Source organism: Acidovorax sp. (assembly GCF_016783915.1).
In the GTDB taxonomy this organism is placed as follows: Bacteria; Pseudomonadota; Gammaproteobacteria; order Burkholderiales; family Burkholderiaceae_C; genus Acidovorax.
The window spans coordinates 39450-59440 of the sequence record NZ_JADHVT010000002.1 but is presented as its reverse complement, the minus strand read 5'-3'; the positions used below and the strand labels follow the sequence as shown (position 1 = coordinate 59440).

Genomic DNA, 19991 nt, shown 5'->3' with positions numbered 1-19991 from the left:
CGAAGTGCCAAATTGGCCGGTAGCGCTAGTGCAACATGCCCAAGCAGCTATCTATTCAATAGCAATTCACTCTAAACCGGGCGTGCGCCCGGCTCTGCTCAAAACGCCGCCGCGTGCCCGTCCTTGCGCGGGTCGGAGCCTGCGATGTAGCTGTTGCCATTCTTGAGCACCAGCTGGGCGCCGCCAAAGGCAAACACGCCGTTGCCCTCTTCCACGGTCACCTCATGGCCGAGCGCGCGCAGCGCGGCGACCACGGACGGGTCAAAGCCCGGCTCCACGGCCACGCCCTTGCCGCCCGTCACGCGCCAGCGGGGCGCATCGGCCGCCGCCTGTGGGTTCTGGCCGTAGCGCAGCACGCGCAGCGCCATCTGCGTATGGCCCTGGCTCTGCATGGGGCCGCCCATCACGCCAAACGCCATCTGGGGCGTGCCATCGGCATGCATGGCAAACGCGGGGATGATGGTGTGCGAGGGGCGCTTGCGCGGCGCCACCTGGTTGGCGTGGCCAGGGATGAGGTTGAAGCCGTGGCCCCGGTTCTGCAGGCTGATGCCCGTGCCTGGCACCACCACGCCCGAGCCGAAGCCCATGTAGTTGGACTGGATGAACGAGACCATCATGCCCTGGCTATCTGCCGCCGCCAGGTACACCGTGCCGCCCGGGCGCGGCGCGCCGTAGCCGGGGTCGCCAGCGCGCGTGGCGTCGATCAGCGCGGCGCGGCTGCGCAGGTAGTCGGGGCTCAGCAGCGCATCGGGCTTCACGGGCATGGCGTCGATGTCGGCGTTGTACTGGTGCAGGTCGGCAAACGCCAGCTTCATGGCCTCAATGCAGGCGTGCACGGTCTCCACGCTGTCCAGCGGGTGCGTGCCGACGCCGTGAGCATCAAGCATGCCCAGCGCCATCAGCGCGGCGATGCCCTGGCCGTTGGGCGGGATCTCGTGGATCACGGAGTCACCGAAGCGCTGCTGGATGGTGCCCACCCAGTCGGCCTGGTGGCTGGCCAGGTCGGCCAGCGTCATGGCGCCGCCGTGGGCCTGCGAATGCGCCGCGATGCGCTCGGCGATCACACCACGGTAAAAGGCCTCGCCCTCGGTTTCGGCAATCAGCTCCAGCGTGCGGGCGTGCGCCTCGCTGCGGAAGACCTCGCCGGCCTGAGGCACCCGACCGTTCGGCATGAAGCACTCGGCAAACCCGGGCTGGGCCCCCAGCTTGGCCGCACCCAGCGCCCACAGCCGCGCAATGGTGGGCGACACGGGAAAGCCGTTGCGGGCGTAGTCGATGGCAGGCTGTGCCAGCTGCGCAAACGGCAGCTTGCCCAGGCGCTCGGACAGCGCCACCCAGGCCGACACGGCACCGGGCACGGTGACGGCATTCCAGCCGGTTTCGGGGATGCCGCCGAGCTTTTCAAAATACGCCGGCGTCCACGCTGCAGGCGAGCGGCCCGAGGCGTTGAGGCCGTGCAGCTCCTTGCCGTCCCACACGATGGCAAACCCGTCGCTGCCCAAGCCGCAGCCTGTGGGCTCGACCACCGTGAGGGCCATGGCGGCGGCAATGGCGGCGTCCACCGCATTGCCCCCGGCCAGCAGCATGCGCAGACCCGCCTGCGCCGCCAGCGGCTGCGAGGTGGAAACCACGTTGCGGCCCATGACCGCGCTGCGATGGGATGCGTAAGGAAGGGACCAGTCGAGGGATGCGGTATTCATAGGGTTCCGAATCTGTTGCCTGCGTAGGGCGGTCTGTTTAAAACTGGCACGGCCGGCGGCGAGGGACACCGAGGAAGGGCCGCCCCGCACCGAGGGTGTCGTCCCCCGTCCCGAATGGCAACGCCATTCGAGAGAAGGGTAAGCGGCGAAGCCGCTCAGGGGGATGTCATTCTAAGGTTATCTTGCGCTGGCGAATCACCGTGGCCCAGCGGTTGCTGTCGGCCTGCACCATCGCCGCGAACTGCGCGGGCGTGCGCGGCGCTGCGGGCTCCACGCCCAGCTTGGCCAGGCTCTCGGCCACGTCGGGCGCCTGCACGGCCTTGGCAAAGGCCTTGTGCACCTTCTCGACCAGCGCGGGTGGCGCGCCCGCAGGCAGGTACACACCGAACCAGGTCACCGACGAGTAGCCGGGCAGGCCGGACTCGGCCAGCGTGGGCAGCTCGGGGGCCAGCGAGCTGCGCTTTTCGCTGGTCACGGCCAGGGCGCGCAGGCGCCCGGCCTTGGCGTGCGGCATGCCGGTGGGCAGGGAGTCGAACAGCACATGCGTCTGCCCGGCAATCAGGTCGGGGATGGCCAGCGCCGTGCCCTTGTAGGGAATGTGGGTCATCTCCACACCCGCCTGGGCGCTGAAGGCCGCAGTGTTCAGGTGCACGATGGTGCCGTTGCCGCTGGTAGCGTAGTTGAGCTTGCCGGGGTTGGCCTTGGCATACGCAATCAACTCGCCCACGGTCTTCACGGGCAGCGAGTTGGTGACCAGCAGCACACTGGGTGCGTCGGCCACATGGGCCACCGGCGTGAAGTCCTTGCGCGGGTCATAGGCCAGCTTGGGCATAAGGTGGGGCGAGATGGCGTGCGTGCTGCTCGTGGTCAGCAACAGGGTGTAGCCGTCGGGGGCGGCCTTGGCCGCCTCGGCCGTGCCCAGGGTGCCGCCCGCGCCGGGCTTGTTGTCCACCACCAGTTGCTGGCCCAGGTCTGCCGCTACACGTTGCGTGACCACGCGGGCCACCAGGTCGGTCGCGCCGCTGGCCGGGAAGGGCACGATCACCCGCACAGGGCGGTCTGGCCAGTTGGCTTGCGCCTGCGCAGCAGACGCCAGCACCAGCAGGCCGGCCAGGCCCCAGACACCACGGCCCCAGGAAAATAGACGCATACACAACACTCCAGCAAAAAACGGACAACAACGGATGGACTCATTCATCTTAGGAAGCTGTGCCTTGCTTGACCACCAGCATTTCAGCAAGCTGCTTTGCCATCACGGCAAACCGACGCATACTGGGCACCTCCCCCTGAGAACCCTCCCGCATGCGCCCTCACCTGCTGCAAGACACCACACTGCGCTACTTTCTGGAAGTGGCGCAGAGCGGATCGCTCACCGAAGCTTCAGCCCGCCTGCATGTGGCCGCCTCGGCGTTGAGCCGCCAGATCGCGGGGCTGGAGACCCAGCTGGGCACGCCCCTCTTTGAACGCCACCCGCGTGGCATGGTGCTGACGGCAGCTGGCGAGATTCTGGCTGTGCACGCGCGCCGAACGGTGCTGGACGCCGAACGCGCGCTGGGCGAGATCGGTGCCCTGCAGGGCCTTCGTGCGGGCCGGGTGCGCCTGGCCACGTCCGACGCCTTTGCCAACGAGCTGGTGCCGCGCCTGTGTGTGGAGTTTCAGCGCACCCATGTGGGCGTGCAGTTCAGCGTGATCGCGTTGCCGACCGCCCAGGTGCCCGACGCCGTGCGAAGCGGCGCGGCCGACATTGGACTGTGCTTCAGCCGCGCGCCGCACAAGGACATCGACGTGGCCTACCGCCAGAGCGCCCCGGTGCTGGCCCTGCTGCCCCCCGGCCACCCCCTGGCCGGCGCAGGCAGCGTGACCCTGGCGCAGATGGCCGAATACCCCTTGGCGTTGCCTCCCGCCGAAACCACGGTCCGCCAGATGATCGACATCGTCTGCAGCCGCCAGGGACTGCAGCTGGAGGCTGTGCTCATCAGCAACCATGTCAAGACGGTGGTCAACTTTGTGCAGCAGGGGGGCGGATTGTCTGTAGCCAGCGAGATCGCCGTGCGCCACCTGGTGGCAGAACACGCCATCGTGGCCCTGCCCATCAGCGACCCCGGCATGGACCTGCGCGATGTCGAGATCCAGACCCTGGCCGGGCGCAGCCTGCCGGTGGCGGCGCAGGCGTTTCTGGAGTTGCTCAGGGGGCGGTTGCCGGGGCCCGGGTGAGGCAAAGGCCGCTCAGTACCCGTGCTGCGCGCGAAAATCTCGCGCCTTGCCAAAGTGCCCGTTGCCGATGAAGGGCAGGGGCGGACGCAGCGCGGACAGTGGCGAGGGGTGGTTGGAGGTGAGCACCAGGTGCCCCCGGTCTGCCGGAATCCAGGCGCGCTTGGACTGGGCGTGCGAGCCCCAGAGCATGAACACCACCGGGCGCGGGCCTTCGGCCACATGGCGGATGACGGTGTCGGTCAGCTCTTCCCAGCCCTTGCCTGCATGGCTGGCGGCCTGGCCCTCTTCCACCGTGAGGCAGGTGTTGAGCAGCAGCACGCCATTCTTCGCCCACTTGACCAGGCTACCGCCGGGGTTCGGGAACGGGGGAAACGCCACCCCCAGGTCGCGCTGCATTTCCTTGAAGATGTTCTGCAGCGAGGGCGGCAGCCGCACGCCCGGCGCCACCGAAAATGCCAGCCCCTCGGCCTGGCCCCGGCCGTGGTACGGGTCCTGCCCCAGGATGACCACGCGCACGTCTTCGGGTGGCGTCAGGTCCAGCGCGCGCAACGGCTGAGGCGGAAAGATCGCAGCCCCGGCCTGCAGCCGCGCCTGCAAGTGAGCGAGCAACGCCTGCCCACGCGCGCCTGCAAAAAAGGCGTCCACCAAGGGCTGCCAGCCAGGGGCCACCGGCCAGTCGGCGGGTTGGGCCGTCTGGAGTTGCGTGGCGGGCATTTCAGAGGAATTCATGGCGAAATGGGCTGGTAGCGCTAGTTACATATGCTCCCGCAGCTATCAAAAACATAGTGATTGATCACAGTCAAGCGAACAGCTTGGCCAGCGCCAGGCCGGGGTCATCCGCCCGCATGAAGGCCTCGCCCACCAGGAAGGCGTGCACACCCGCGTCGCGCATGGTCTTCACGTCCTGGGGCTTGAGGATGCCGGACTCGGTGACCAGCAGGCGGTCAGCAGGTACGTCCTTCAACATGCCCAGCGTGGTGTCCAGCGTCACCTCAAATGTGCGCAGGTTGCGGTTGTTGATGCCGACCAGCGGGGTCTTGAGTTGGAGCGCCCGTTCCAGTTCGGCGCGGTCGTGCACCTCCACCAGGACGGCCATGTCCAGGCTGCGGGCAATGGCCTCGAAGTCAGCCATCTGGGCGTCATCCAGGCTCGCGGCGATCAGCAGGATGGCGTCGGCGCCCATGGCGCGGGATTCGTAGATCTGGTACGCATCCACCATGAAGTCCTTGCGCAGCACGGGCAGCAGGGTGCTGGCGCGGGCCTGCTTCAGGTAGTCGGGCTGGCCCTGAAAGAACTGCCGGTCAGTCAGCACCGACAGGCAGGCCGCGCTGACCTTGCCATCGCCTTCCATGTAGCTTTGCGCAATGTCGGCCGGCTCGAAGTCAGCGCGCAGCACGCCCTTGCTGGGGCTGGCTTTCTTGACCTCGGCAATCACCGCCGCCTGGCCCTTGGCGATCTTGGCGCGCAATGCGCCTTCAAAGTCGCGCGTGAGCACGCGGCTCTCGGCATCGGCGCGCATGGCATCGAACGGCAGGCGCTTTTTGGCGGCGGCCACTTCTTCGTGCTTGACGGCCACGATTTTGTTGAGGATGTCACTACTCATGGTTGGCTGCCTTGTCGGTTTCAGTGGGCTCAGCGGAGCCCTGTTTCAGAATGCGCGTGAACACGCGGTGCATCACGACCCCGGCCGCGATGAACAGGGCAGAGACGCCCAATGCGATCCAAGTGCTCGGGTCGTGCCACATGGCTGGGTCAGGCCGCAGTATCAGACCGCTGTGGCCAGCGCGTGCGTGCGCGTGACCACCTGCTCCAGCTTGGCCAGCGCAGCGCCGGAGGCAATCGCGGCACGCGCCTTGGCAATGCCGCCTGGGATGGAATCGACCACATTGGCGGCGTACAGCGCAACACCGGCGTTCAGGCACACGATGTCCTGCGCAGCGCCGGGCTCACCCTGGAGCACGCCGATCAGCATCTCGCGCGACTGCTCGGGTGTTTCGACCTTGAGCGCGCGGTTGCTCGCCATCGGCAGGCCGAAGTCTTCGGGGTGGATTTCGTATTCGGTGATCTGGCCGTTTCTCAGCTCGCCCACCAGCGTGGCGGCGCCCAGGCTCACTTCGTCCATGCCATCACGGCCGTACACCACCAGCGCGTGTTCGGCGCCCAGGCGCTGCAGCGCGCGCACCTGGATACCGACGAGGTCGGGGTGGAACACGCCCATCAAGATGTTGGGCGCGCCCGCCGGGTTGGTCAGCGGGCCCAGGATGTTGAAGATGGTGCGCACGCCCAGTTCCTTGCGCACCGGGGCCACGTTCTTCATGGCCGGGTGGTGGTTGGGCGCAAACATGAAGCCGATGCCCACTTCAGCGATGCACTGGGCGATCTGCTCGGGCTTCAGGTTGATGTGGATGCCCAGGGCCTCCATCACGTCGGCGCTGCCGCTTTTGCTCGACACACCGCGCCCGCCATGTTTGCTGACCTTGGCGCCTGAGGCGGCGGCCACGAACATCGAGCAGGTGGAGATGTTGAAGGTGTTGGCACCGTCGCCGCCCGTGCCCACGATGTCCACCATGTGGGTCGCATCCTTGACGTGCACCTTGGTGCTGAACTCGCGCATCACCTGCGCGGCTGCGGTGATCTCGCCGATGGTTTCCTTCTTCACGCGCAGGCCGGTGATGATGGACGCGGTCATGACGGGCGAGAGTTCGCCGTTCATGATGAGCCGCATCAGGTGCAGCATCTCGTCGTGGAAGATTTCGCGGTGCTCGATGGTGCGCTGCAGCGCTTCCTGGGGGGTAATGGGCATGGAATGTCTCCTGGTATTTATGCTGAGGGCTGGTCCGTGAAGGCCAGCTTGAGCCCGAAGCCGATGAACATGGCCCCGGCCACGCGGTCCAGCCAGTGCATGCCGCGCTGGATCACCCCGGCGCGCCGTGCCATCCACGATGCCGCCAGCGCCCAGCCCACGTTGACGGGGATGGCGTTGAGGTTGAACAGCACGCCCAACAGCACAAAGGCCAGCGCCTTGTTGTCCGCGCCCGGCGCGATGAACTGCGGCACAAAGGCCAGGAAGAAGATGGCGACCTTGGGGTTGAGCACATTGGTCCAGAAGCCACCGAGGAACACCTTGCGCAGCGGTGTGTGCTGCGCAGGGGCCGCCTGCGCCGCCGCCAGCGCTGCGCTGTTGCCCCCATCGGCACCGGGCTTGGACAACAGCATGCGCACACCCATCCACATCAGGTACGCCGCACCGATCCACTTGAGCACGGTGAACGCCGTGGCCGATGCGGCCAGCAGCGCACCCACGCCCACGGCGGCCGCAAAGATGTGCACGAAGCAACCGGCCGTGATGCCCAGCCCCGCCACGATGCCCGCGCGGGTGCCGGACTTGAGCGCATTGGTCACGATGTAAAGCACATCGGGGCCCGGCGTGAGGTTGAGCAGCCAGCCTGCGGCGATGAACATCACCAGTTGGTGGGCGTCGATGAAGCTCATGCGCGCTGCTCCAGAAAGTTTTGGAGCATGGCGTGGCCGTGTTCGGTGAGGATGCTTTCGGGATGGAACTGCACGCCTTCGATCGCCAGCGTCTTGTGGCGCACGCCCATGATCTCGCCGTCTTCCGTCCACGCCGTCACCTCCAGCACATCAGGGCAGGTGGCGCGCTCAATGGCCAGCGAGTGGTAGCGGTTGACGGTGAACTGCTCGGGCAACCCGGCAAACACGCCCTTTTGCGTGGTGGTGATGACGCTGGTCTTGCCGTGCATCAGCTCCTGCGCGCGGATGATGTTGCCGCCGAAGGCCGCGCCAATGCTCTGGTGGCCCAGGCACACGCCCAGGATGGGCAGCTTGCCGGCAAAGTGCTTGATCGCGGCCACGGAGATGCCCGCCTCAGCCGGGGAGCAGGGGCCGGGCGAAATCACCAGGCGGTCGAGCTGGCCCGCGTTGAGGCGCGCCTCGATCTCGGCCACGGTGATCTCGTCGTTGCGGAACACCTCGACCTCGGCACCCAGTTCACCAAAGTACTGGACGATGTTGTAGGTGAAGCTGTCGTAGTTATCGACCATCAAGAGTTTCATGCGGCGCTCCCGGCAAGGGCGGGCTCGCGCAGACGGGCGAACTCGCGGTGTTCATAGGCAATGCAGGCTTCCATGAGGCTGCGGTAGATGGCTTCCATCACGTCGGCGTCGCCGCCTTCGGCCCCAGCGCGTTCGCGCACGCGGGCCACGATGGCCTCGATGCGCGCTTCATCGCGCACCTGTTCCACACCTTGCTTGATGCGGGCGGCCTGGGTCATGTAGCCCACGCGCTCCACCAGCAAGGGCACCAGGACGTCGTCCAGCGCGTTCACTTCGCGGCGCACGTCCTCCATCGTGGTGCAGGGTTTGACTCGGGTGATAGCGAGGGTCATTCCAGCCCCTCCTCGACCAGCTCTGCTGCACGCAGCAGCGCACGGGCCTTGTGTTCGGTTTCTTTCCATTCCAGCTCGGGCACCGAGTCAGCCACCACACCGGCGGCGGCCTGCACGTACAGCGTGCCGTTCTTGATAATGCCGGTTCGGATCGCAATCGCCACGTCCATATCGCCCGCGTAGCTCAGGTAGCCGCAGGCGCCGCCGTACAGGCCGCGTTTGGTGGGTTCCAGCTGGTCGATGAGTTCCATGGCGTGCACCTTGGGCGCGCCGGTGAGTGTGCCGGCGGGGAAGGTGGCCTTGAGCACGTCCATGCTGGTCATGCCGTCGTGCAGGATCCCTTCCACGTTGCTCACGATGTGCATCACGTGGCTATAGCGCTCCACGGCAAAGGCCTCGGTCACCTTCACGGTGCCGGTTTTGGCGATGCGGCCGATGTCGTTGCGCGCCAGGTCGATCAGCATCACGTGCTCGGCACGTTCCTTGGGGTCGTTGATGAGTTCAACCTCGGTGGCCTTGTCCTTCTCGGGCGTGGCGCCGCGCGGGCGGGTGCCGGCCAGGGGGCGGATGGTGACCTTGGTGCCTTCGTCGGTCTTCTCCTGGCGCACCAGGATCTCGGGGCTGGCGCCCACCACATGGAAATCGCCAAAGTCGTAGAAGTACATGTACGGCGAAGGGTTCAGCGAACGCAGCGCGCGGTACAGCGACAGGGGCGACTCGGTGTAGCGCTTGTGGATGCGCTGGCCCACCTGCACCTGCATGAAGTCACCGGCGGCAATCAGGTCCTTGGCACGGTTCACGGCGGCGAGGTAGTCGGCATTGGCAAAGTCGCGCTGGGCGGGGTGGCTTTCGGTGGCCTTGACCACGGGGGCACTCACCGAATACTTGAGCTGCTCTTTCAGCTCGCGCAGGCGCTTCTTGGCCTTGGCGTACGCCTCGGGCTGGGCCGGGTCGGCGTAGACAATGAGGTACAGCTTGCCCGAGAGGTTGTCGATGACGGCCAGCTCCTCGCACTGCAGCAGCAGGATGTCGGGGCAGCCCAGGGTGTCGGGTGGGCAGGTGGTCTCCAGCTTCTTTTCGATGTAGCGCACCGCGTCGTAGCCGAAGTAACCGGCCAGGCCGCCACAAAAACGCGGCAGGCCGGGGCGCAAAGCCACTTTGAAACGCTTTTGGTAGGCCTCGATGAAATCGAGCGGGTTGCCTAGCGCGGTCTCGACCACCTGACCGTCGGTCACCACCTCGGTCTTGGCTTGGTCGCCAAAGCCGCTGGCGCGCAGCAGGGTGCGGGCGGGCAGGCCAATGAAGCTGTAGCGCCCGAAGCGCTCGCCGCCCACCACGGATTCGAGCAGGAAGCTGTGCTTGCCGCCGTCTTTGGTGTGCGCCAGCTTCAGATAGAGCGAGAGCGGAGTTTCCAGGTCCGCAAAGGCCTCGGCCATGAGCGGAATGCGGTTGTAGCCTTCGCTGGCCAGGCTTTTGAATTCAAGTTCTGTGATCACGGGGAGGGCTCCCAGCTGTCGCAGCGCGTGTCCCTGTGCAATGAAAAAGGGGCGCTGCGGTCCATTCAATCGGCCCCACCGCTGCGGGTGGAGGCCACGGGTGCACGCTGGGGCTGCTGCCCAGGTGCCATCAGGCGTTCAAAGCGACAGGCTGACGCCAGGGCCAGGCTCCCCGGTCGCTGCAACCTGTGATGAACACGTGGTGAATGAACATGGGCCAAAGTGTAGCAAAGCTTTTTTCATGGCCTGAGTTGACGACTCTCAAGGCGAGATCGCACAACCACTCGAAAACCCTGTTGCGGCCCGACAGGAGCGCTGCAACAATTTGAAACGAACGACCGTTCTTTTTTAGGAACTGCGCATGAAATTCCTGACGCGATGCGCTGTGATGGCCGGAGCCTGCCTGTTGGCAGCCAGTGCCATTGCCCAGCCCATTACCGTGGCCGACGTGAAATACGAAGAAACCGCCAGCCTGAGCGGCAGCAACCTGCAGCTCAACGGCGCAGGGGTGCGCTACAAGGCAGTGTTCAAGGTGTACACGGCGGGGCTTTATCTTGAAAAGAAAGCCGGCACGCCCGCCGATGTCATGGCCCAGAAGGGCCCCAAGCGCATGAGCATCACCATGCTGCGCGACATCGACTCCACCGAGCTGGGCAAGCTGTTCTCGCGCGGCATGGAGGACAACATGGACCGCGCGGCATTCTCCAAGCTCATTCCTGGGGTGCTCCGCATGAGCCAGATCTTCTCGGACCACAAGAAGCTGGTGGCGGGAGACCAGTTCCAGATCGACTGGATTCCGGGTACCGGCACCATCATCACCGTCAAGGGCAAGCCGCAGGGAGAGCCGTTCAAGGAGCCTGAGTTCTTCAACGCGTTGCTGGGTATCTGGCTGGGCAATGCGCCTGCCGACTGGAAGCTCAAGGACGCCTTGCTAGGCAAGACCGCCCAGTCCTCGTCCTAGTTGTGCTAGGGCAAACACCCACGCGCTCCCGGCAAAGGCTGTCGCGCGCCCGACAGACGCGCCCCCTACCCGGGAGTAGCCTGTGCCTCAGTATTCGCTTCAGCCATTGCACAACCCTTCCAGCTTATTTTTGATAACTCGACAACCGGCCTCCCGCTGCGTGCACCCGCAGCGCCCGAGGCCACGGCCTGAACCGAGCTTTGTGCGCTACCCGCGCCCCGCAACGAGCCGTCTGTAACGCCCCTTCTGCCCCCTGCCCCCTTTCGCGCCAGACACCATCATGAAACTCAGCAACCTTTCCGTCGGCCTGCGCCTGGGCGCATCCTTCGGCGCCATTCTTCTCATCACGGCGCTCATTGCGGCCACAGGGATGTGGCGCATTGACAGCCTTCAAAGTGCCAGTGAGCGCGTAGCCACCCAGGAGATCGAGCAGCAAACCCTGGTGGAAGACTGGGCGTCGGACATCCGCCTGAACTGGGTGCGCACCGAGGCCTTCCTCAAGGCCATCGACCGCGACTACATGGACAAGCTCACCGCCGACACGCAGGCAACGGCGAAGGACATGGAAGCCAAGGTCAAGCGCATTGAGGCCCTCGTGCAAGGTGACCGGGCCAAGGGGCTTCTTGCAGCGATTGCGACGGCCCGGCAGGCCTACAACGACAAGCTCAACGAAATCCGCGAACTGCACCGTGGTGGCGAACCCAATGTGCCCTCCCTGGTAGACAAGGACCTGCGCCCGCTGGCAGACAAATACCTCCAATCCCTCGACGACCTGCGCAAGACCATGGCCGCCCAGCTGGCCGAAAGCCAGGCCGACACCTCCACCCTGGCCAAGGCCAGCCAGGTGCTGCTGGGCGTGGGCACGCTGGTAGCCGTTGCGCTCGGTGCATTGATGGGCCTGACGGTTACCCGCTCCATCGTGCGCCCCCTGCAGCAGGGTCAGCAAGCTGCCGAGAGCATCGCAGATGGCGACCTGACTCACCCCATCACCGCCAGTGGCAGTGACGAGACCGGCCAGTTGCTGCAGGCGCTGTCCACCATGCAATCACGCCTGGCCACCATCGTGGGCAACGTGCGCCACAGCGCCGAAGGTGTGGCCACTGCCAGTGCCGAAATCGCATCGGGCAACAACGACCTGAGTGCCCGTACAGAGCAACAAGCCAGCGCACTGGAAGAAACTGCCGCATCGATGGAAGAACTGGGCTCCACCGTGCGCCAAAACGCCGACAACGCCCGCACCGCGAACCAGCTGGCCGTGAGTGCATCCACCGTGGCCCAGCAGGGCGGCGACGTGGTGGCCGAGGTGGTGGACACCATGAAGGGCATCAACGACAGCAGCCGCAAAATTGCCGACATCATCAGCGTGATCGATGGCATCGCCTTCCAGACCAACATCCTGGCGTTGAACGCGGCCGTCGAAGCCGCGCGCGCAGGCGAACAGGGACGGGGCTTTGCGGTGGTGGCGGGCGAGGTACGCAGCCTGGCCCAGCGCAGCGCTGAGGCGGCCAAGGAGATCAAGGGCCTGATCGGCACAAGCGTGGAACGCGTGGAGCGCGGCACGGCCCTGGTGGACAAGGCGGGCGCCACAATGAGCGAAGTAGTCGCCTCCATCCGCCGCGTGACCGACATCATGGGCGAGATCAGCGCCGCCAGCAGCGAGCAGAGCCAGGGCGTCAGCCAGGTGGGCGAGGCCATCACCCAGATGGACCAGGCCACCCAGCAGAACGCCGCCCTGGTGGAGCAAAGCGCCGCTGCGGCCGACAGCCTCAAGACCCAGGCGGGGCAGCTCGTGGATGCGGTGGCAGTGTTCCGGCTGTCAGCCCACGCAGCCCGCCAAGGCGACACCATGCCCGCCCCCGCGCGCAGTGGTGGCACCAGCGCATCGCGGCTGGACTACCGCGCCGTGGCGCCGCGCCAGTTAACGGCCTGAGAGAAAAGAAGGAAAGAAAGAGGACAGAATAGGCGCGCTCAGGCCAGCTGCGCCAGCGAATCCACAAACCCATCGGCATCCACGGCCCGCACCGGCTGGCCGTGGTTGTAGCCGTAGGTGACCAGCACCACCGGGCACCCGGCAGCGCGCGCGGCCTGCGCATCGTTGCTGGAGTCGCCCACCATCAGCGTGCGTGCTGGGCTGGTGCCCAGGGCCTCGCAAGTCTTGAGAAGCGGCAACGGATCGGGCTTCTTGCGTTCGAACGCATCTCCGCCAAACACATATTCAAAGTACCCGGCGAGCCCCTTCAACTCCAGCAAAGGCAGCGCAAAACTGGTGGGTTTGTTGGTCAGGCAGGCCAGGCGCAGCCCCCGGGCGCGCAGCGCTTGCAATCCGGCCTCCACGCCGTCGTACACCCCGGCAAACTGGCCATTGATCGCTAGGTAGTGGCGCTGGTAGCTGGCCCAGGCAGAGGGATAAAGCGATTCAATTTTGATAGCAACATCATCAATACCTTCGAGCGGAAGCACATGTTTTAGCACTGAACGCAGCAAATGTTCGGAGCCTTTGCCCACCATGGACTCGATCGAGCCCGCGTCGATGGGCGACAGGCCCAGGTCCTGCAGCATGCGGTTGAGCGCTTCGCTGAAGTCGCCCAGCGTGTCCACCATGGTGCCGTCCAGGTCGATGATCGCAGCGTCCACGCAGGACGGGGGAAGCGGAATAAGGTTCACAACGGCCGAGGAAGAAGTTTGGAATGCCGTGCATGGTAAGGGCGCCAACGCCCCCGGGGCCGGTGGCGGCACACGCGGCCACCGGCCTCGTCAACCTGTGTGAAGGACTTCGGCCTGGTAGATGGTCATCTGCGGGCTGGCTTCGCAGAGTTCTGTGATGGCGTGCGCAAACTTCCGCGAAGCCTCCAACCGGAAGTGGGTCTGCAGGGCCGCCATGTCGCTCCAGCGCTCTACAAACACGAAACGCAGCGGCTGCAACACATCGCGGCTCACGTCGTGGGACACACATCCCGTCTCCGCGCGGGAACGCAGCACATGCTCCACGGCAAGGCGCTCTACGGCGGCTTCGGTTTCTTTGCGAGCGATGGCATGGCCGCTAACGAGGATCATGGTGTGCCTTGTGGTGGATGGGGATGAGCGGATTATTCCGCGAGCCCGCACTTACCGCAGGCTCAGTGTCTGCCGCTTCCATGCCGGGTCTTGCCAGCGCTGGAACAAAGGCAGCGCTGGCACATCGCCCGTCACGCGCTCGGTGGTCAGGCCGTCCAGCCGCACTACCTCAAAGCTCTTGCGGTAGCGCCCTTGGCCCCGGGCTTCGCGCGCCACCAGCATCTGCTGGCCACCGGGCACCCAGCCCGCCCACTCGGCCACGCCGGTTTCGGGCGTGGCGGCGGCGGGCGGCAGCACATCGGCCAGCCAGCCACCTTCCGTCTTGCGCAGCACCCACAGCTCGCGCCAGCCTTCCATGGGCTGCACGGCCAGGGCCAAGGCTGTGCCTTCGCGGTTGGTGCTGGCCGATGCAGTCCACACCACGCCGTAGGTGCAGCGGCGCAGCAGCGGGGCCTTGGCGCTGTGCTGTGCGTCCACCAGCAGCACGCAGGTTTCGCCGGGGGCACCGGGCTCGGTCAGCAGTGTGGGGCGGGTGCCCGCAGCCACCACGGGAGCCGCAGCAGGCACCAATGCCCAGCGCACCGCACTGACACGCATGGCGGCATCGTTGTAGGCGCTCTGGTCTTCATCGGGCAAATCGGCCTTGCTCACGCCGCTGAGTTCGGTCAACGCACGGGCGGCGGCAGCAGCCACTGCGGGGTCGGCTGCGTTCTTGCGCGCCTGCTGAAAGGCGGTGGCACCCCACACGCTGGCGCGGCGCATCTGCACGCGGTTGCGCAGATAGCCCGGCAGGCCCGCCACGTCCACGCGCTCCAGGACCTCCGCCTGCCAGGTGGTGACCTTGGCACGCTCGTGTTCGGGCAGATTGGGGTTGATGCATTCGGGGCGGGTCAGCGCCAGGACGGCGCGGGCGCGCTGCTCGGCATCGGCCACGGGCATGGCCAGCAGGCGGCGAAAGGCCTCGCCTTCGTAACAGACCTGCATACGGCCTTCGACCTCATAGGTGGCAAAGCGCACGCCGTAGCCATTGGCCACATCCAGGTGTGCGGATAGCGTGGCGCCAGAGGCTTTGCCCGGCACGGCCACCGAGGCACGGCGAGCCAGGCGGTCGGCAAAGGTGCCCAGGGCATCGAAAGCCTGGGCACCCTCCACACCCGCCAGGGCCTTGGCGGGCGCGGCTTGCAAGTAGGCGGCGGTGAGGCCAATGCCCAGCGCTTCAGCGCCCGGCGTGTCCTGCACAAAGCGCATTACGGCCAGCAGCGCGGGGCCTTCCGCCTCGTTCAGGGCCACGCGGCGCACATCGCTGGCACGGACGAAGCCACCGCGCTCGCGCTTGTGGTCCCACACCTGCAAATAGTCGAGGCGCTCGCCGCGCACTTCGAGCACTTCGCCCTGCCACAGGCTGGCCTGCTGCTGGGCACCATCGCGCGGTGCAGCGCGCAGACTGGCCTGGTCTTGCACCACGATGGCGACGCCTGGGGTGTTGGTTACGGGAGCGGGCGCGGCCTCAGCCGCCACGGTCACCGCAGCGCTGGCAAAGGCTGCCAGCAAAGTTGCGAAGGTGGCGTTCATGTTCACTGCTCCACGGCTTGGGTGGTGGTGGCGTCGTCGGCCACGGCCGCAGCCTGTGCGGCCCCAGCCTGGGCGTTGCGGTTGCCGCCCAGCAGCGCGGCACCGATGAAGTCGCCATTGGTGGGCGGGGGCGCGATGATGACCTGGATCTTGTCCGAGAGCTTGTCGGCCAGCGTCTTCTGAATGAGCAGCGGGTGTTTGGTCACCAGCGCGCCTTCGCGGGCCATTTGCTCGGCGTTGACCTTGCCCACGCGGTCCATGCGGTAGGCCTCGGCTTCGGCCAGCTTCTGGCGGGCGTCGGCTTCGCCGTTGGCTTCGATGCGGCGGGCCTGGGCGGCGCCTTCAGCAGCTTTCACGCGGGCCACACGCTCGGCTTCGGCCTCCAGCTGGCGCTGTTCGATCTGGCGCTGCTTGAAGGGCAGCACGTGCTTCATGGCCTCTTCCTGGGCCTTGGCGGCGATGACCTGCTCACGCGCGGCGGCTTCGGCGGCCACTTCGCGACGCACCTTGTCGGCGTTGGCGTCCAGCTCGGTTTCCTTCACGCGCTTGTCTTTCAGCTCCAGCGTGTAGCGCATTTTTTCGGACGCCAACTCTTCGGCCAGCAGGCTATCCATGCCACGGCGGTATTCGGCGGGCAGGTCCACCTTGCCGATCTGCAGGCTGCGAAGCGTCACGCCATCGGCAGCCAGGCGGGCACGCAGTTCGGTTTCGATGATCTGTGCAATTTCGGCGCGCTTGGACGAGAAGATTTCACGCACCGTGTAGCGGGCAAACACCTTGTAGACCAGGCCCTGCACGGCGGGCTCCACGATGTCGACGCCCACGTTGTCGGGCAGGTTGCCGGCCTTGACGGCGGGCGAGTTGGGGTCCAGGGCATAGCGCACGCTCAGGTCCAGGCCCAGCGACAGGCCTTCCACCGACTGCAGCGGCGCGCTGCCCGTGGCCTGGCGCATGGCTTCGGGGCGGTAACTCTGGTCACGCAGCGAGAACACGCGCACCGAGTGCAGGCCGGGCACCACCCACACGCCGCCATCGCGCCACAGGCTCACGGCACCGGTGAACTGGTTTAGGCGCACACCCAGGTCGCCTTGCGCCAGGTGTTGCACCGGGGGATTGCGATACACCATCAGGCCCGCAGCGGCCACTATGGTGCCAATGGCCAGCCAGCGCACGGTGCGGGCGGTGGGCAGCAGGTAGGCCCAGTTCAGGCGAGGAGCATCGGCACCGCGTGCGTCGACTGCCATAGGGCTTTGCGATTCAGCGTCCAGCAAGGGCTCCGTGCCCGCTTCGGGCAACGGGGTAGAAGAGCGGCCCTTCAGGGTCTGCACGATGCGGTTCCAGGTAGCTTTCATGGCGTTTCTCTCTCAGGTTGGTTCGGTGTTGTTGTCGGTTCTGAGCCGCTGCTGTGGCTGGCTCATTGAGGACCGATTGTTCGGATCCCCCCCGGAAGCAACAATGCGGCGCAGCCCCCAATGCGCTCACACCGCCCGCACAAACCTTCCGGCCCCGGAAGAAAAACTCACACCGTCCAAAGCGGCGCACCGGGATAATCCGCCCACCTCTCCACTGCCCGCCCTGCCCATGACCCGCATTGCCGTGATCGAAGACGACCTGCCCACCAGCAATCAATTGGCCGGGTGGATACGCAGTGCGAAGAGCGGCATCGTCATCGACCAGTGGTTCACCCGCGACGAGGCCGAGGCCGCGCTGGCCCGCGAGCACTATGACGCCGTGGTGCTGGACATCGAACTGGGCCGCGAGCGCCATGCGGGCGTGGCCCTCATCAACGCCATCAACAAGCTGCGCCAGGGCACGCCGGTGCTGGTGGTGTCGGCCATGCCAGCGGCCATTTACCGCAGCATCATGAAGGCGCTGGACGCGTGGGACTACCTGCAGAAAACCACGTTTGAAGAGGCCGATTTCATCGAGACCTTTCTCGACATCCTGCGCACCACGCAGGCACAGGCCCCGGCCAGCGCAGCCCCCACCCCGGCGGGCGATGCGCTGGTGCTGGACCCGCTGTGGCAGCGCACCCCCACCTGGCGCGGCGAGCGCATCAACCTGCCGCTGACGGCCCAGCGCATCCTGGCCACGCTGCACCAGCGCAGTGGCGAAGTGGTGTCCTACGACGAACTGTTCGAGGTGGTGAAAAGCGGGCGCAACCGCGACAACGTGCGCAAGCATGTGAGCACCATTCGCGAGGCGCTCCGTGAAGTAGACCCCAACTTTGAAGGCATCGAAAACGTGCCCATGCGCGGTTTTCGTTGGACAGGCAAGTGAAACGCCTGCTGCGCCGCCCCACGCTGGAAATGCCCCGCCTGGGCCTGCCCGCGTTCCGCCTGCGCATTCTGGTGCGCGGCGTGTTTGTGCTGCTGGCCCTGGCCACGGTGGCGCTGAGCGTGGTGGTGCTCAAGGACGAAAAAGAGCGCGCTTGGCAGGCATACCAGCACGGCTTTTTGCGCAGCCAGGCCGAGGTCATGGCGCGGCTGCGCCACCCCTCGGGCCAGTTGGCGCTGCTCAACGCCAGCCAGCTGGGCCAGGGCGTGACGCCGCTGGCGCCGCTGCTGCTGCCCTACGCCGCCATCGACTTTGACGACCCGCAAAAATCACAGCAAGCCGTAGAGATGGCGGGCTGCTCGGTGCAATACCCCGACGGGGCCTCGGTGTGCGCGGCGATTGGCAACAACCCCTATGCGGGCGGCTTCATCTATCTGGTGGGCAGCTTTTACGCAGGCGAGCTGATACCCCGCGAGCGCGGCGCATTGGTGCCCGCCGAGGCGCACCGTGCGCGCATCACCCTCGACATGCGCGGGACCACCCACCGCTGGGTTGCGCCGTACGAGGCCATGCCCCCGCAAGGCAACGCGGCCGTGCGCGGGCGGCTCACAGGGTTCGTGGACAACGGCACGCCACAGCTCGATGTGCGAGCCCGGCCGGTGCGCGACTTTCGCGGCTGGCTGTGGCAAAACGGCCAGTGCCGCGACTTACCGCCCCCATCGTCCAGCCCACCCGCTGGCGAGGCCACCACCACAGTCCCCACAACCACTACCCCAGACTGCCTGCGCCGCACGCATTACTCCATCCGCCTGCCGGTCGAACTGTTCCGCGAAGCGTTGTTCCGCAAGGACGAGCGCATGGTCTGGCCGCCGGAAGACCTGGGGCAGATGCGCGTGCGGGTGGAGATGCTGGCGCCGGGCGAGGACACCAAACCGCTGTTCGACAGCGATGCGCCCGGCGCGCAGCTGGCCGCATCGCTGGGCGACCTCTCGCGCAGCCTCCTGCCGGGCGAGCGTGTGCAAATCCGCAGGCTGGGCAGTGACGAGGCCAGCGCCATCACACTCAAGGGCGTCGAAGTGCAGGCCGATCCCTCAGCCCCCTGGCTGCTGCGCCTTATCCGCTGGCTGCCGCTGGAGGCCGCAGGCGTAGGCCCGGCGGCGGCCACGCCTGCGGCACCTACCGCGCTGGACATTCTGGACACGCCCACCGGCAACTACGTGGTCAACTTCACCGGCCACCTGCGCGGCGTGGAGCAAGGCTTGGCCGCTGTGGCCACGCGCCTGTCGTGGTACCTGGGCGCCATGCTGGCCGCCATTGCACTGGCCTGGCTGGTGGTGGAGGTGGGCCTGATCCGCCGCGTGACGGCCCTTACCCGCCGCGCCGCCGCCGTGTCGTACAACGTGCAGCCTGGCCACACCGGGCCCCGGCTGGGCGATCTGGATGTGTCGGACCTGCGCGGCTCGGACGAGCTGGGCATTCTGGCCGGGGGTCTGGCCGACCTGCTGCAGCGGGTGAAGGACGACCTGCAGCGCGAGCAACTGCGCGCCCAGCAAGAGCGCGACATGTGGCACGCCGTGGGGCACGAGATCATGTCGCCCCTGCAGTCTCTGATGGCACTGAACGGCCCGCAAGACCCCGGCCACCGCTATGTGCAGCGCATGCAGCAGGCCATCCATGTGCTGTACGGCACAGCATCGCCCGCCGAGGCGCTGCAGGCCGCCGATGTGCCCGAGGGGCGGCTGGACCTGGATTCCTTCTTGCGCAACGTGGCGGACAACGCGCACTTTGCGGGCATTCTGGGTGTGAAGTACACGCCAAGCACCACCCGCCCTGGCCCTGTCATCGTGCGAGCCGACGAGTTTGCGCTCGAAGACGTGGTGACCCATATCCTGCGCAATGCCGACCGCTACCGCCCCACGGGCAGCGCCATTACGCTGACGCTGACGGCGTCAGAATCCACCGCCAGCGCCACGCTGCACAACCAGGGATCGACGATTGCCGACGACCTGCTGGAGCGGATATTCGAACTGGGCGTATCCGACCCCGACAGCCCCACCCCGATGGGCGAGGGCGAGCACCGGGGCCAGGGCCTGTTTGTGGCCAAAACCTACATGGCCAAGATGGGTGGCACCATCAATGCGCGCAATATGTCCGATGGCGTGGCATTCGTCCTGACGTTTCAGCGCCTGGGCTGACCAGGCACAAGACGCGCAACCCGCGCACGGGCAAGGGCGGCGCTGTCCGACAGGGGCACATCGTCACGGGACCTACCCTGCTTGCATAGGTTCAGACCTTCGTCTGCCATTGCCTCA

At 66.4% G+C, this 19991-nt stretch carries 19 protein-coding genes; 5 read left to right on the top strand and 14 right to left on the bottom strand.

Annotation, left to right across the window (positions count from 1 at the left end; translation table 11 throughout):
- Positions 1-98: 98 nt before the first annotated feature.
- Both ISS20_RS00910 and ISS20_RS00905 read right to left on the bottom strand, forming a co-directional pair.
- Entirely contained in the window at positions 99-1700 is a 1602-nt protein-coding gene (locus tag ISS20_RS00910; RefSeq protein WP_291432797.1) for a gamma-glutamyltransferase family protein, read from the bottom strand.
- Between the two features lie 166 nt (positions 1701-1866).
- Positions 1867-2850: a tripartite tricarboxylate transporter substrate binding protein gene (locus ISS20_RS00905; protein WP_291432796.1), complete on the bottom strand. Its 984-nt coding sequence runs from the start codon at positions 2848-2850 to the stop codon at positions 1867-1869.
- Positions 2851-3002: 152 nt separating this feature from the next.
- On the opposite strand from ISS20_RS00905, the gene ISS20_RS00900 reads away from it, so the two are divergent.
- The gene (locus tag ISS20_RS00900; protein ID WP_291432795.1) at positions 3003-3914 is read left to right on the top strand and encodes a LysR family transcriptional regulator; all 912 of its coding nucleotides are present in this window, start codon (positions 3003-3005) and stop codon (positions 3912-3914) included.
- Between the two features lie 12 nt (positions 3915-3926).
- Here the strand turns inward: ISS20_RS00900 and ISS20_RS00895 are convergent, their stop codons facing one another.
- From ISS20_RS00895 to trpE, 8 genes are all read right to left on the bottom strand, one after another.
- The gene (locus tag ISS20_RS00895) at positions 3927-4643 is read right to left on the bottom strand and encodes a uracil-DNA glycosylase (protein WP_291432794.1); all 717 of its coding nucleotides are present in this window, start codon (positions 4641-4643) and stop codon (positions 3927-3929) included.
- Positions 4644-4713: 70 nt separating this feature from the next.
- The gene (trpC, locus tag ISS20_RS00890; RefSeq protein ID WP_291432793.1) at positions 4714-5517 is read right to left on the bottom strand and encodes an indole-3-glycerol phosphate synthase TrpC; all 804 of its coding nucleotides are present in this window, start codon (positions 5515-5517) and stop codon (positions 4714-4716) included.
- On the bottom strand, positions 5510-5659 hold the full coding sequence (locus ISS20_RS00885) for a hypothetical protein (RefSeq protein WP_291432792.1): 150 nt from the start codon (positions 5657-5659) through the stop codon (positions 5510-5512). The genes trpC and ISS20_RS00885 overlap by 8 nt, the downstream gene beginning before the upstream one ends.
- Positions 5660-5679: 20 nt before the next feature.
- Complete coding sequence (trpD, locus tag ISS20_RS00880) at positions 5680-6717, bottom strand: anthranilate phosphoribosyltransferase (protein ID WP_291432791.1); 1038 nt, start codon at positions 6715-6717, stop codon at positions 5680-5682.
- A gap of 17 nt (positions 6718-6734) precedes the next feature.
- Positions 6735-7406, bottom strand: a complete 672-nt coding sequence (locus tag ISS20_RS00875) for a LysE family translocator (protein ID WP_121941201.1) — start codon at positions 7404-7406, stop codon at positions 6735-6737.
- Positions 7403-7987: an aminodeoxychorismate/anthranilate synthase component II gene (locus tag ISS20_RS00870; protein WP_291432790.1), complete on the bottom strand. Its 585-nt coding sequence runs from the start codon at positions 7985-7987 to the stop codon at positions 7403-7405. Before ISS20_RS00870 ends, ISS20_RS00875 begins: the two co-directional genes overlap by 4 nt.
- Positions 7984-8319, bottom strand: coding sequence for a chorismate mutase (locus tag ISS20_RS00865; protein WP_291432789.1), 336 nt, complete (start codon positions 8317-8319; stop codon positions 7984-7986). The genes ISS20_RS00870 and ISS20_RS00865 overlap by 4 nt, the downstream gene beginning before the upstream one ends.
- Positions 8316-9815, bottom strand: a complete 1500-nt coding sequence (trpE, locus tag ISS20_RS00860; RefSeq protein ID WP_291432788.1) for an anthranilate synthase component I — start codon at positions 9813-9815, stop codon at positions 8316-8318. The genes ISS20_RS00865 and trpE overlap by 4 nt, the downstream gene beginning before the upstream one ends.
- Before the next feature lie 361 nt (positions 9816-10176).
- Between trpE and ISS20_RS00855 the strand changes: the two genes are divergently transcribed.
- Together ISS20_RS00855 and ISS20_RS00850 are read left to right on the top strand one after the other, a co-directional pair.
- Positions 10177-10776 (top strand): chalcone isomerase family protein, encoded by a 600-nt coding sequence (locus tag ISS20_RS00855; protein WP_291432787.1) that lies wholly within the window; start codon positions 10177-10179, stop codon positions 10774-10776.
- 280 nt (positions 10777-11056) lie between these two features.
- The gene (locus ISS20_RS00850) at positions 11057-12706 is read left to right on the top strand and encodes a methyl-accepting chemotaxis protein (RefSeq protein WP_291432786.1); all 1650 of its coding nucleotides are present in this window, start codon (positions 11057-11059) and stop codon (positions 12704-12706) included.
- 38 nt (positions 12707-12744) lie between these two features.
- Here ISS20_RS00850 and gph read toward each other — a convergent pair whose 3' ends face one another.
- From gph to ISS20_RS00830, 4 genes are all read right to left on the bottom strand, one after another.
- Positions 12745-13410 (bottom strand): phosphoglycolate phosphatase, encoded by a 666-nt coding sequence (gene gph / locus ISS20_RS00845; protein ID WP_291432785.1) that lies wholly within the window; start codon positions 13408-13410, stop codon positions 12745-12747.
- 120 nt (positions 13411-13530) lie between these two features.
- Positions 13531-13830 (bottom strand): putative quinol monooxygenase, encoded by a 300-nt coding sequence (locus ISS20_RS00840; RefSeq protein ID WP_291432784.1) that lies wholly within the window; start codon positions 13828-13830, stop codon positions 13531-13533.
- A gap of 51 nt (positions 13831-13881) precedes the next feature.
- Positions 13882-15402, bottom strand: a complete 1521-nt coding sequence (locus tag ISS20_RS00835; RefSeq protein ID WP_291432783.1) for a hypothetical protein — start codon at positions 15400-15402, stop codon at positions 13882-13884.
- Positions 15403-15404: 2 nt separating this feature from the next.
- Positions 15405-16754, bottom strand: coding sequence for an SPFH domain-containing protein (locus ISS20_RS00830; protein WP_291432782.1), 1350 nt, complete (start codon positions 16752-16754; stop codon positions 15405-15407).
- A 229-nt stretch (positions 16755-16983) separates the two neighbouring features.
- Here ISS20_RS00830 and ISS20_RS00825 point away from each other — a divergent pair, with 229 nt between their 5' ends.
- Both ISS20_RS00825 and ISS20_RS00820 read left to right on the top strand, forming a co-directional pair.
- Positions 16984-17682, top strand: a complete 699-nt coding sequence (locus ISS20_RS00825) for a response regulator (protein WP_291432781.1) — start codon at positions 16984-16986, stop codon at positions 17680-17682.
- Positions 17683-17711: 29 nt separating this feature from the next.
- Positions 17712-19874 (top strand): HAMP domain-containing sensor histidine kinase, encoded by a 2163-nt coding sequence (locus tag ISS20_RS00820; protein ID WP_291432937.1) that lies wholly within the window; start codon positions 17712-17714, stop codon positions 19872-19874.
- The last annotated feature ends 117 nt before the right edge of the window (positions 19875-19991 follow it).